Genomic DNA, 13040 nt, shown 5'->3' on the forward strand with positions numbered 1-13040 from the left:
ACGACGCCGGAGCCCGGCCCCCCCACCACGAGGGGAGCCGGGCTCCGGCATGTCCCGGTCGGGACGGGCGACGCGTGACGGGCGACGGACGACGGGCTCAGGCGAGCGAGGCCATCCACGCCTCGACGTCCTCGGCGCGGCGCGGCAGGCCGGCCGAGAGGTTCTCGTTGCCGTCCGCGGTGACCAGGATGTCGTCCTCGATCCGGACGCCGATGCCGCGGTACTCCGCCGGCACGGTCAGGTCGTCCTCCTGGAAGTACAGACCGGGCTCGACGGTGAGCACCATGCCCGGCACCAGCAGGGCGTCGACGTGCTCCTCCCGGCGGGAGTGGGCGCAGTCGTGAACGTCCAGGCCGAGCATGTGGCCGGTGCCGTGCAGGGTCCAGCGGCGCTGCAGGCCGAGCTCCAGCACCTTCTCGACGTCGTACAGCGACGGGTCCAGGAGGCCCCAGGCGAGCAGGCGCTCGGCGAGCACGCGCTGCGAGGCGTCGTGGAAGTCGCGGAACCGGGCGCCGGGCTTCACCGCGGCGATGCCGGCCTCCTGCGCGTCGTAGACGGCCTGGTAGATCTTCCGCTGGAGCTCGGAGAAGCGCCCGTTGATCGGCAGGGTGCGGGTGACGTCGGCGGTGTAGAGGGTGTGCGTCTCCACGCCGGCGTCCAGCAGCAGCAGCTCGCCCGGGCGGACGGCGCCGTCGTTGCGGACCCAGTGCAGCGTGGTGGCGTGCGCGCCGGCCGCGCAGATGGAGCCGTAGCCGACGTCGTTGCCCTCGACCCGCGCGCGGCGCCAGAAGGTGCCCTCGATCCAGCGCTCGGACGTGGCGACGGCCTGGCCCAGCTCGCGGACCACGTCGGTGAAGCCGTTGACGGTGGCGGCGCAGGCGGCACGCAGCTCGCCGATCTCCCACTCGTCCTTGACCAGCCGCAGGCCGCTCAGGAACTCCTTGAACTCGGCGTCCTTGTCGGCGTCCAGCACGTCGGCGAGCGCGGCCTCCAGGCCGGCGTCGTGGCCGCGCACGATCCGGGTCGGGACGGTGCCGGACTTCGCTCGGTCGGCCAGCTCCTCGGCGGCCCGGCGGACGTCGCGGGCCGGCAGGCCGAGCAGCTGTTCCTGCTCGGCGAGGCTGTGCCGGCGGCCGACCCAGAGCTCGCCGTAGCCGTCCAGCCAGAACTCGCCGTTCTCGCGGTCGGAACGCGGCAGCAGGTAGAGGCCGAAGACGTGGCCGGCGTCGCCCGTGGGTTCGGCGACCAGCACCGCGTCCTCGGTCTGGTCGCCGGTGAGGTGCACGTACTCGCTGGCGGCGCGGAAGCTGTAGTCGGAGTCGTTGGCGCGGACCTTCAGGTTGCCGGCCGGGACCACCAGGCGCTCGCCGGGGTAGGCGGCGGAGAGCCGGGCGCGGCGCTCGGCCGCGTACGGGGCCTGGGCGACCGGCTCCAGGCCGTGCAGCTCGGTGTCGGCCCAGCCGGACTTCATCGAGGCGGCCAGTTCGTCGGAGACCCCGGAGTACAGGCCGTTCTTGCGGCCCTTGAACTCCTGCGGCTGCTCCTCGCCCCCGGCCTCGGGGTTCTCGGCCACTGCCGGGGTGCGGTCCTCGGTCACGTACGTCGCCTCCTTGCGCGTGCGGCTGCCCCATGGGGGTGTCCCGGGGGCCGGAGCCCTGGGGCGCGTCGGATCGCGACACGCACGGGCGGCCGTGCGTCCATGGTACGGACGTCCGCCGGCGCGCCCCGGCGGGGGAGCGGCGGGCGCCGGGGCGGACGGCCCGCGCGGGAGCCGAGCCGGGGCGCCCGGGGGCCGCGCACCGCCCGCCAGGAGGACTACCCGAAGCGGGCGGCCAGCAGCATCAGGTCGTCGGTGGCGGCTCCGGTGGCCGGGTCCGGGCAGACGGCCAGCAGGTGGGCGCAGAGCCGGTCCGGGTCGATCCGCACGTCGCGCGGGGCGTCGGCGGCGGCCCGGCGCAGGTTGGCCTGCCCGGCGTGCAGGGTGGGCCCGCAGCGGCGGGCCAGTCCCTCGGTGTAGAGCACCAGGGTGTCGCCGTGGTCGGCGGTGAACTCGACCCCGGGCGCCTCCCAGCAGGCCAGCATGCCGAGCGGGGCGGAGAGCGAGGTCTCCACGAACTCGGCGCCGTGCCGGGTGACCAGCACCGGCGGGCAGTGCCCGGCCCCGGCCAGGGTGATCCGGCGGTCCTCCGGCTCCACCCAGGCGTACACGGCGGTGGCGCTGCGGGTCGGCTCCGTGGTCTTGAGCAGCAGTTCGAGGTCGCCGAGGACGGAGACCGGGTCCTCGCCCTCCAGCACCGCGTACGCCCGCAGCGCCGCCCGGACCCGGCCCATCGCGGCCGCCGCGCCGGGTGCCGAGCCGGGCCCGGCACCGGGCCCGTCGCCGGAGACGCTGCCCACGGTGAGGCCGACGGTGCCGTCCGGCAGCGGGATGGCGTCGTACCAGTCGCTGCCGACGGAGTGGTCCAGGCCGGCCGGGACCAGCCGGGCGGCGAGCCGCAGACCGGCCGGCTGGGGGAGCCGGTCGGGCAGCAGGCCGCGGCGAAGCGCCTCGGTGGTGCGGCGGACCCTGTCGGCGTCCAGCTGCTTGGCGAGCAGCGGGGCGGCGACCTCGCAGTAGCGGTGGGCCAGCTCGCGCTGGCGCTCGGTGGGAGCGGCGGGCTCGTCGTAGAACCAGAGCGCGGCGGCCAGCGGGCCGTCCTCCTCGGTGGCGAGCGGCAGGCCGTAGCAGCCGCCGAGGCCGAGGGAGACGGCGAGCTCGCGCAGCCGGGCGCCGATCGCAGGGTCGTGGGCGAGGTCGCGGCACTCCAGCCGGTCCGGCCGGTCGCGCTCGCGCAGCAGCCGGGCGACCGGGCTCTGGTCGGTCGGCACCGTCTCCAGGGAGCCGAGGCTGGCGCGGTCCAGGCCGTGGCCGACCGGCCGACCGGGGCCGCCGCCGGGTGCGGCGGTGACCAGCAGGGCACGGCTGGCGCCGAGCAGCGCGGTGCCGGAGGCCAGGAGGGCGTCGACCGTGGCGTCCAGGCCGCGGGCGCGGGCGAGCCGTCCGGTGTGCTCGTGCAGGCTGGTGAAATCGGACAGCCGTCCGGCCAAACGGTCCTGCAGCCCGGCCGGGGGCGTGCTCCGGTCGCCGGTGGGGGCCGGCCCGCCGGCGGCCGAGGGCCGGCCGTCGCCGGCTCCGGCCGGGTCGGCCGGGTCCTCGGCCGGGCCGGGGAAGCCCGGATGGTCGAGCACCGAGAGGCCGCTGGCGCTGCCGGGCTCGCCCGGCTCGGCGGACGTCGACGATGCGTGGGACTCGGTCATGCCGCCACTCCTGACGCGGTACGTGTCATACGGAACCCCCCAGGTACGGCCGATTGGAGCGAGGACGGCCAAAAGGCGCGTTCCGCCTCGATTCGCTACTTCTCGTCATTGATCGTCAGCAATGCTACCACTTCTACACAGGCCATTCGGGGCATGTCCAGATCCCTTCCGGTGCCGGTGTCCGGTCCCGCCGCCCCCGGAGCCGGTACCCGTCGGGGTCCGGCGCCGGACCCCGACGGGGTGGCCGGAGTGCGCCCGGGAACCCGCGCGGGGGCGCGTTCCGTTCGAGCGCGCGCCGGGTACTGCTGCGGCCCGACCGGGGGTGTTCCGGCGGCCCGCCGGTGCCGGGCGGAGAGCATGGACCGGCCGGAGAACGGGCAGAACCGTCTGGACGGCCCGGATGGCCTCCGGATCGTATGCTTTCGCCGCCCGGAGGACCGGGCCGGTCGGAAGTCACTCACTCGTACGGTGGAACCAACCGCGCCCGGGCGGCGTCCATCCGGTCGCATGCGGGATTCTCGTTCCAAGGGATGTTCTAGTCCGCGGCCCTTCTCAGGTCGTGCTCCACACCGTGCTCCACCCCTGCCCACGCCGTTCGCCATGCCCACCGCCCCGATCCGGGCCGGTGCGGCGCTCCCCGACGCGGGGCGCGGGCCGGGAGCGAACCGAGCGGTCACGGAAAGGAACGAGTGCCATGCGCGAGAACCCGAGCAACCGTCCGGCGGCCCGTTCGGCCCGGCTGGCCGCGGCCCTGGCGGCCGCCGTCGACCACCGTTGGCCCGTGGTGCCCGGGACGCTGCTCCGCGGCGGGCGGTGTTCCTGCGGGGACCGCGACTGCCCCGTCCCCGGTGCCCATCCGCACGATCCGCCGCTGCTCGCGGCCACCACCGATGCCCGGATGGTGCGTTGGTGGTGGGAGCGGCAGCCGGACGCTCCCGTGCTGGCCGCGACCGGCCGGACCGTCTCGGCGGTCAGCCTGCCCGCGGCGGCCGGCGCCCGGGCGCTCGCCCACCTCGCCGCGCTGCGGCTGCCGCTCGGCCCGGTGCTGGCGATGCCCGGCCGCTACGCGCTGATGGTCGCCCCGTACTCGCTGGAGGTGTTGGGTGAGATGCTCGCCCAACTGCCTTGGGTGCCGGGTTCGTTGCGTTACCACGGGCCGGGCGGCTTCCTGCCGCTGCCGCCCGGCGGCGGGACGGGCATCCGGGTGCGCTGGGTGCTCGCGCCCCACCCGGCGGCCGACGGCGGGGTCTGGCTGCCCCCGGTCGGGCCGCTGCTCGGCGAACTGGTCGAGGCGGCGGTCCGGTTGGACAGCGGTCGCTCGGCGCACTGACGGCCGCGGACGGTCGGGCCGGGGCGCGGCGCACGGGCTGCCGCCGCGGTGCCCGGAACTGATCGGGCACGGTGCAACCGGGGCGCCCCGGCGGAAAACAAAAGATCCGGCCGCTGGCGACGGGGGATGCACCAGCGACCGGACTCTTTAGACAGTAACAAGGATCCGCGGCTACGCCAATTTCCAAGATGCCCTGGCAGTCCGGAAATTGCCGTTCTGACGGGCAATGTGACGCGTATCACCCGGATCCCGGTCGCCTTTAGTTCAAGGTGACCTGACGGTTCACCAGGTTCGCGCGGGCGCGGCGCTCCTCGGCGGTCAGCGGACGCTCGTCGGCGAGGGTCTCGGCGAGCCGCTCGGCGAACTCGGCGGCCGGCTTCTCGCAGTCGGCGGCCGTCATGGCGAGCGGCAGGTCCCAGACCGGCACGGTCAGGCCGTGCGCGCGGAACGAGCCGACCAGGCGGGTGTCCGGTCCGAGCGAGGACCGGTCGGCGGCGGTGAGCCGGGCCAGCGCGTCCAGCAGCTGCTCCTCCGGCACGGTCATCACCCAGCGGAGGTGGTTCTTGTCCGGGGTGCCGCACCAGTACGCGGAGTCGACGCCGCTCAGCTTCTCGGTCGGGATGGCCGAGGCGTTGGCGCGCTCCAGGGAGGCGGCCACCTCGCCGGTGGCGGTCTCGGCGTCCTCCAGCCAGAACTCGAAGCCGGTGTGCACGGCGGGCGCGAACTCGGCCTGCAGGTCCAGCAGGTCCTGCAGGCGGCGGCCGCCCGGGACGGTGCGGCGGGCGGGCACCGGCGAGCCCGGCTCGGCGGCCAGCGCCAGCTCCAGGGCGTCGGCCAGGTCGCGGCTGAGGTCGCCGGAGGAGGACTGGGTCTGCAGGCCGAGCAGGATCGAACCGTCCTGACGGCGCAGGGCCGGCCAGGCCAGCGGCAGCACGGTGGCCAGCGTCACCGACGGCACCTCGCCGGTGGCGGTCTCGGCGACCCCGGTGGCCAGCGTCAGCGGGACGGTCGCGGCCGGCACCAGCTCGCGCAGCGCCACCCAGTCGGCCTCACCCGGCAGGCCCTCGAACGGGCGGTGCACCAGCTCCTGCACGGCGTGCGAGGCCTCGCGGCCGTGGCACGCCTTGTAACGACGGCCCGAACCGCAGGGGCAGTTCTCGCGGGCCCCGACCACGGGGATCTCGCCCGTGACGGCGGTGGTGGACTGGCTGCGCTGCGGCGCCTTCTTGGCGGCCTTCTTGCCCATGGTGCGGCTCTCCCGGGGACGGTGGTGTTGTGCTCCGGGCAGCCTACTGACGTTCCACCGGCGCGTGGGCACACGCCGGGGCACGGGGCGGTGGAGGCTCCCCCGGGCCCGCTCGCCTGCGGCCCGCGGGTCCGCGGCCTTCGGCGTGGCCTGCGGATCGCCCTGACCGCGGGCCGTGGTCGGCCCCGGGTCGGCGAACCGGTCGGCCGTCAGGCGCTGCGGGCATCACCGCCGGTGCGCCGGGCGTGGCGGGCCCGGGCGGGCAGCGCCGCCCACACCGTCACCTCGCCGGGCGCGTCGCGCACGCCCCAGTCACTCGCCAGCTGGTCCACGATGCTCAGGCCGCGGCCGCCGCGCGAGGTCAGCGACGGGCTGGCCGGGGACGGCCGGGTCTGCGCCCCGCCGTCGGTCACCTCCAGGGTGAGGACGCCGTCCGCGTGCATCTGCCAGCGGACGAGGATGCCGCCGTCGTCGGCGCCCGCGTCCTCGCCGTCCCGGGACCGGTCCTGCGGGCGGCCGTCGGATCTGCCCGGTCGGGCCGCGCCGCCGGGCGCGGCCGCCCCGGACGGGACACCGACCAGGACCTGGCCGACGACCTCGGAGCGGGCGCTGCGGCCGAGCACGGGCAGCGGCCCGAGCGGCCGGGCGTAGCGACAGGCGTTGCTCAACAGTTCGGAAAGGATCAGAACAGCATCGTCAATGACCGGTTCCGGTATCTGCCGGTCACCCAGATCTCGACGCAGTCGGCGCCGTGCGACCCCGACACTCGCTGGGCCGTGCGGCACTGCCATGGTCGATGAAGTCGGCACTTCACGCGCCACCATCAACGCCACCCCCGGACCTCCTTCAGCGTATGCCGAGGGATGGATGCCCCTTGGTAATGCGTCGGAAACGACCGCACGGCGATCCCGGCCGGACATTTCGAGCCGCACGACACACGGTGCGCGACAGGTGATTCGCCGCTCACCCTCTGTCGTGAAACGCAAAAACCACGGCAGAAAGCGACGGCGGAAGGTTTGAGTCCCTACCAAGACGATCAACCGACGGGCCTCGTGATGCCGATCGGACGACGGCCCGGGGCGCCCGGGGCGCGCGTGGCGGATGGGGCGCCCGTGGTGCCCCGAGCACCCGGGCGCCCGTCGGCCGGGGCGTCACCGGCCGAGCTGGGCCAGTACCTCCGCCGGGCGGTTGGTGATGATCGCCGACACGCCGAGCTCCAGGCAGAGCTCCACGTCGGCCGGCTCGTCGACGGTCCAGACGTGCACCTCGTGGCCCAGCTCGCGCAGCCGGGTGACCAGCCGGGGCTTGGCCCGCACCAGGTCGATGCCGGGACCGGCGATCCGCGCGCCGCCCGGCAGCGCCGCACCCGGCCGCAGCCGGCCCTGCAGCGGCAGCATCCGCTCGAACAGGAACACCCGCGGGTACTGCGGCGCGGCGGCGGCCACCCGGGCCAGGGCCAGCGAGGAGAAGCTCATGATGCGGGCCCGCGGGCCGTCGGCGGCTCCCTGCGTACTGGCTCTGTGCGTACCGGCCCCCGGCGTACCGGCTCCGTGCGTACCGGCCCCCGGCGTACCGGCTCCGTGGGCGCCGCCGATCCCGAACCGGTCGAGCATCCGCAGCAGCTCGCTCTCGACCCGGCCCCGGAACCGGACCGGGTGCTTGGTCTCGATCGCCAGGTCCACCGGCCGGCCGCAGTCCGCGACCAGCTCCAGCAGGCTCTCCAGCCGCAGCACCTCGCGCAGCTCCGGGTCCCGGCTCGGCACGCCGGTCTTCCAGGCGCCGAAGTCGTGCGCCTCCAGCTGTGCCAGCGTCATCGCGGAGACCGTGCCGCGGCCGTCCGAGACCCGGCCGATCCGGCGGTCGTGGACGCAGACCAGCTGACCGTCGGCGGTCACCCGGACGTCGCACTCGACCGCGTCCGCGCCCTCCTCCAGCGCCCGGCGGTAGGCCGCAAGGGTGTGCTCGGGCAGGGCGTGCGAGGAACCGCGGTGCGCGATCACCTGGACGGGCGGCGCGGTGCGCGCCGCCGCAGGCGAGAGATCAGGGCTGGTCACAGCGTCAACGATAAGCGGCGGAAGTGAAGCGGAAGCGAAGACGGCCCCAATCCGCGGGGCCGTCTTCGGGGTGCGGGCGGGCGGTCAGCGCCGGCCGCGGGTCAGCGGGGCGAGCGCCCAGGTGGCCAGGGCGGGCACCAGGAAGCCGAACAGCGAGGCCGAGGTCCACTCCTGCGGGGTGAAGTGCAGGGCCTCCTGGACGGAGGTCCAGAAGTCCGTCCACCAGCCGGCGATCGCGGTCGGCGCGATCAGCTGGTAGACGGCGAAGCCGAGCGCCCACGGCAGCAGCATCAGCCAGCGGGACGGCGCGTCGGCGGCGAGGTTCCAGCCGCGCCGGCCCGCGCCGAGGAAGTAGTCCACCGCCAGCACCGCGAACATCGGCACGAAGACCGAGCCGATCAGGCCGAGGAAGGCGTAGTACGAGTCGGTGAACTCGGTGATCTGCAGCGCCAGGACGGTGATCAGCAGGCCGGTCGCGCCGGTCAGGACCCGGCGGTCGACCTTCGGCAGCAGGTTGTGGACCGACATCGCGGTCGAGTAGACGTTGGCGAAGGACTGGTCGGTCTCGCGCAGCACCAGCACCAGCAGGAAGAGCCAGCCGGCCCAGACACCCAGGAACGAGTCGAAGATCCTCGTCGCGTCGCCGTCGGCCTGCAGCAGTGCGAACAGGCCGAGCACGTAGCACCAGACCTGGGCGATCGTGTAGCCGGAGAAGCTGCCCCAGAACGCCGCCCGCGGGGTGCGCGAGTGGCGGGTGTAGTCGGCGGCCAGCGGCACGAAGGAGATCGAGACGGCGATCATCGCGTCGGTGGCCCTGAGGAACCCGTGCCAGTTGCCCGCGCCCGGGTCCGGGACGCCGTGGCGGCCCAGCTGGACGGTGAAGTACACCATCGCGACCGCCACCGCCGCGGCGACGAAGCGGCGCAGCACCGCGATCGCGCCCAGCGGCCAGATGGTCAGGGCGGTGGTCACCGCGCCCGCCAGCACGACGAACACCCAGCGGTAGCCCTCGGTGTGCGCCACGGTCTGCGCGCCCATCGCGATGACCAGCAGCTCGTACACGCCCCAGCCGATGCACTGGACGATGTTCAGCACCGTGGGCACGTACGAGAGCCTCGTCCCGAAGAGCCCGCGCAGGTTGGCCATCGCGGGCGCGCCGGTGCGGGCCCCGATCAGCGCGGCGACGCCGAGCATCGCGGTGCCGACCACCGTGCCGACCACGATCGCGGTCACCGCGGCGGCCAGCGACAGCTCGCTGCCGGGCGCGCCGAGCACGGTGGCGGCGGTGGTGAAGCCGATCAGGCTGACGCCGAGGTTCATCCAGAGCGCGAAGTGGTCCCGGAAGCGCAGGGTGCGCGGCGGCTCGGTGTCGAGTACGAGCGGCGCCTCGACCCGCTCGTCCCGCCCCGGACGGTCCAGCACCGCGGTGGAACCGGCGGCGGGGGCCGTGGCGTCGGAGTGAACGGTCGTGGACGACTCGGGGAGATCCTTGGACGCGGGCGCGCCCGAAGAAGAGGATGGCGAAGCAGACGGCATGGCCGATACTCCCTACGCCGGCATTACCCGGACAGGTTCCGGCGGTCTGCGCCCCCTCGACGGTCCGTCCACGGATCCCGTGGCGTACGGTCGACCGGCGCACTCTCAGCCTGGTGGGTCCAAGCTCCCGCGTGTCAGTTTGGAGCGACAGGCTAACCGCCCAGGTGGGGAACGCCAAGGCCGTGGTCCCGGCGGTCCGCATCGCGGGACGGCGCACCGTCGGGGCGGGGGCGCGGCAGGGGGCCGTGCGGGGGCGCCGCGGGTGGCCCCGGCACGTGCTGTTGGGCCGGGCTAAGGATTCTTATGAGTTCTTCAGAAGGGTCCTTACGACAATCGAATCGGGTGTGCGAAAAACTATGGTTGTTGGTCCTGTCAGCTATGGAGGTCGTCCGTGAGCACCGAGCGCGAGGTTGGGTCCACCGGGCCGCAGGGGGAGCCCTCCGGCCAGGGGGTGGGCGGTCCCGCTCCTGACGGTTCGGCGCAGTCCGCGCCCACCCCCGCAGCGGCGCCCGAGGCCGACTACACGCTGGCCGAGGCGGCGCCCGCCGCGCCGGCGGCCGGCGGGTCCACGCCGACGCTGGCGTTCGGCAAGGTCAGCGCCCCCGAGCCGGCCGCTCCGGTCGCCCCGGCCGCTCCCGCCGCCGCCCCGACCGCGGCGGACACCGGGTACATCGACGCCCCGCCCCCGGTCCTGCCGCCCGCCGCGCCGGCCGCCCAGGCCGCGCCCGCCGGCTACCCGTACGCGGCGCCCGCCGTCGCGGCCCACGACCCCTACGCCGCCCCGGGTGCGCCCGGCGCCACCGGCCAGCACCACCCGTTCGGCGCCGGTCAGCCGCTGGGCGGCTGGGGTGCGCACGACGTCACCCCCGGAGCCCCCGGAGCCCCCGGTGGCCCCGGCTACCCGGGCGGCCCGCTCGGCTACCCCGCCGACCACCCCGGCACCCCCGGGCACGGCGCCCCGCGCAAGAAGCGCGGCGGCCTGTTCGCCCTGATCGCCGCGGTCGCCCTCGTCGCCGGTGTGGCCGGCGGCGCGGTGGGCGTGACCGTCGCCGACCGCGACGGCAAGAGCGTCGCCTCCGCGGACGACCACCGGAGCACCACCGTCCAGGCCAGCAGCCCGCAGAAGAACGAGCCCGCCCCCGGCTCGGTGGCCGGCATCGCGCAGAAGGCGCTGCCCAGCGTCGTCACCATCAAGGCCCAGGGCAACGGCGAGTCCGGCACCGGCACCGGCTTCGTCTTCGACACCGAGGGCCACATCCTCACCAACAACCACGTCGTCGCGCCCGCCTCCAACGGCGGCAAGCTGACGGTCAAGTTCGCGGACGGCAGCTCCTACGCCGCCTCCGTGCTCGGCCGCGCCGAGGGCTACGACGTCGCCGTGGTGAAGCTGGACACGCCGCCCAAGGGCAAGCTGACGCCGCTTCCGCTGGCCGACTCCGACAAGGTCAACGTCGGCGACTCCACCATCGCCATCGGTGCCCCGTACGGCCTTGAGTCCACCGTCACCACCGGCATCATCAGCGCCAAGGACCGTCCGGTCGCCTCCGGCGACGAAACCGGGGCCCAGTCCTCGTACATGAACGCCCTTCAGACCGACGCGTCGATCAACCCCGGCAACTCCGGCGGCCCGCTGCTCGACTCCACCGGTGCGGTGGTCGGCATCAACTCGGCGATCCAGTCCAACACCTCCAGCACCGGCCGGGCCGGCAGCATCGGCCTCGGCTTCGCCATCCCGATCAACCAGGCCAAGTGGGTCGGCGAGACCCTGATCAAGACCGGCAAGCCCGTCTACGCCAGGCTCGACGTGCTGCGCAACGACGACTACAAGGGCGAGGGTGCGCAGATCCAGACCCGCGACATCCAGGGCACGCCCGCCGTCACCCCCGGCGGCGCGGCCGACAAGGCCGGCCTCAAGCCGGGCGACGTCATCACCAAGCTCGGCGGCGTCCCGATCGACAACGGCCCCGCCCTGGTGAGCCGCATCTGGACCCACAAGCCCAACGAGACCGTCGACGTCGAGTACACCCGCAACGGCCAGACCTTCAACACCAAGGTCACCCTCAGCGAGCGCGTCGGCGACAACTGACGGCGGCCTCCGGAAACCGTGTGCACCGAATCCCGCCGGAACCGTTAGGCTGACCTCCGCCTGGAGAGCTGCCCGAGCGGCCTAAGGGAACAGTCTTGAAAACTGTCGTGCGGTGACCCCGTACCGTGGGTTCGAATCCCACGCTCTCCGCTGGTAGGAGAACCACCTGCTCAGGGCGGGTGCCGGAAGGATCCGGCACCCGCCTTTTGCGTTCGGTGGGGCCGGAGCGGAGGGCGGAATTCACCTGAACGGGGGGTTTGGGGCCGAGGTGTCCTCGGGGTGGAGCCGGTGTCTCGTGTGTCGGGGGTAAGGGGCGGACTGCCCTGGGCCCGGCGAGGAGAGACAGATGGCCTGGTACCCCGGCGCGGAGAAGATGGAGCTCCAGCCCGAGTCGGACGCGCAGCCGGCGATCGTGCCGACGCAGGTGATCTTCCACAGCATCGCGGCGCCGTGGACGCCGCGGCGGATGTACGAGTACTGGCGGGACTCCACGAACCTGGAGTCGCACTTCGGGGTCGGCTACGACGGGACGGTCGGCCAGTTCATCGGTACGCAGACGCGGGCCGACGCCAACTACCGGGCCAACCGGCGGGCGGACGGGACCGGGGCGGTGAGCGTCGAGTCGGCCAGCAACGACCGGCACACCGATCCGTGGACGGACGCGCAGCTGGCGGCCCTGGTCGCGCTCGGCGCCTGGCTGCACCGGCAGCACGGTATCCCGGTGCGGGTCTGCCGCAGCACGGACGACCCCGGCTTCGGCTACCACCGGCTCTTCCCGGACTGGTCGGACAGCGGTACCGCCTGCCCCGGTGACGCCCGGGTGGGGCAGTTCCACGACGTGGTGCTGCCCGGCATCGCCGCCCTCGTGAGCGGCGGCGGGACGGGCACGCCGCTGCCGCCGCCGCGGGCCGGCGATGCGCCGGCCCGGTACCGGGTGACCGTCAACGGGCTGGAGTACGGGTACGGCGCGCACGGTCCGCAGGTGCAGGAGGTGGGCGAGGCACTGGTGGCGTCGGGGCACGGCTCGCACTACACGGCCGGTCCGGACGAGGAGTGGCGCGACGCCGACACCCTCAACTACCGGGAATACCAGCGCAGTCTGGGCTACACCGGGTCCGACGCGGACGGCGTTCCGGGGGAGGACTCGCTGCGCCGGCTGCTCGGGCGGCTGCCCTCGCCGCGCCGCGTCTCCCTGGCCCACGTCGTCGCGGCGGCCCGGACCGACCCCGGCGCCGAGCAGGGGCACCGGACCTACGGCGGCGAGGTCCGGATCGTCGAGCAGGCGCTGGCCGACGAGGGCTTCCTGGAGCAGCGCTGGGTCGACGGTTCGCTCGGCACCAGGACGGTGCAGGCGTACGCGGCCTTCCAGCGCAGCCTCGGCTACTCGGGCACGGACGCGAACGGCATCCCCGGACAGCGCAGCCTGCGGGAGCTGGGTCAGCGCCGGGGGTTCGACGTGACCGACTGAGCCTGCCCCGGGGCCCGGGGCCG

At 74.4% G+C, this 13040-nt stretch carries 9 protein-coding genes, 1 tRNA gene and 1 riboswitch; of the genes, 4 read left to right on the top strand and 6 right to left on the bottom strand.

Annotated features, from left to right (window positions below):
• Positions 1–97 precede the first annotated feature (97 nt).
• Entirely contained in the window at positions 98–1597 is a 1500-nt protein-coding gene (locus tag ACF9IK_RS18460) for an aminopeptidase P family protein (protein ID WP_395295292.1), read from the bottom strand.
• Between the two features lie 218 nt (positions 1598–1815).
• On the bottom strand, positions 1816–3297 hold the full coding sequence (locus ACF9IK_RS18465) for a PP2C family protein-serine/threonine phosphatase (RefSeq protein ID WP_395295293.1): 1482 nt from the start codon (positions 3295–3297) through the stop codon (positions 1816–1818).
• A gap of 694 nt (positions 3298–3991) precedes the next feature.
• Here ACF9IK_RS18465 and ACF9IK_RS18470 point away from each other — a divergent pair.
• Complete coding sequence (locus ACF9IK_RS18470) at positions 3992–4627, top strand: bifunctional DNA primase/polymerase (RefSeq protein WP_395295294.1); 636 nt, start codon at positions 3992–3994, stop codon at positions 4625–4627.
• A 259-nt stretch (positions 4628–4886) separates the two neighbouring features.
• On the opposite strand, the gene ACF9IK_RS18475 is transcribed toward ACF9IK_RS18470, so the two are convergent.
• From ACF9IK_RS18475 to ACF9IK_RS18490, 4 genes are all read right to left on the bottom strand, one after another.
• The gene (locus ACF9IK_RS18475; RefSeq protein ID WP_395295295.1) at positions 4887–5873 is read right to left on the bottom strand and encodes a DUF5926 family protein; all 987 of its coding nucleotides are present in this window, start codon (positions 5871–5873) and stop codon (positions 4887–4889) included.
• Between the two features lie 209 nt (positions 5874–6082).
• Positions 6083–6541, bottom strand: coding sequence for an ATP-binding protein (locus ACF9IK_RS18480; protein WP_395295296.1), 459 nt, complete (start codon positions 6539–6541; stop codon positions 6083–6085).
• Between the two features lie 483 nt (positions 6542–7024).
• Positions 7025–7927, bottom strand: a complete 903-nt coding sequence (locus ACF9IK_RS18485; protein ID WP_395295297.1) for a glycerophosphodiester phosphodiesterase — start codon at positions 7925–7927, stop codon at positions 7025–7027.
• An 84-nt stretch (positions 7928–8011) separates the two neighbouring features.
• Complete coding sequence (locus ACF9IK_RS18490) at positions 8012–9463, bottom strand: purine-cytosine permease family protein (RefSeq protein ID WP_395295298.1); 1452 nt, start codon at positions 9461–9463, stop codon at positions 8012–8014.
• A riboswitch (TPP riboswitch) is annotated at positions 9456–9604 on the bottom strand. It overlaps the preceding gene by 8 nt.
• Positions 9605–9854: 250 nt before the next feature.
• Here ACF9IK_RS18490 and ACF9IK_RS18495 point away from each other — a divergent pair.
• The 3 genes from ACF9IK_RS18495 (at position 9855) to ACF9IK_RS18505 (ending at position 13017) form a co-directional block, all read left to right on the top strand.
• Positions 9855–11549 (top strand): S1C family serine protease, encoded by a 1695-nt coding sequence (locus ACF9IK_RS18495; protein ID WP_395295299.1) that lies wholly within the window; start codon positions 9855–9857, stop codon positions 11547–11549.
• A gap of 62 nt (positions 11550–11611) precedes the next feature.
• Positions 11612–11699: transfer RNA gene (locus ACF9IK_RS18500), tRNA-Ser, on the top strand.
• Positions 11700–11895: 196 nt separating this feature from the next.
• Entirely contained in the window at positions 11896–13017 is a 1122-nt protein-coding gene (locus ACF9IK_RS18505; protein WP_395295300.1) for a peptidoglycan-binding protein, read from the top strand.
• The last annotated feature ends 23 nt before the right edge of the window (positions 13018–13040 follow it).

Source organism: Kitasatospora hibisci (assembly GCF_043950205.1).
GTDB classification, from domain to species: domain Bacteria; phylum Actinomycetota; class Actinomycetes; order Streptomycetales; family Streptomycetaceae; genus Kitasatospora; species Kitasatospora hibisci.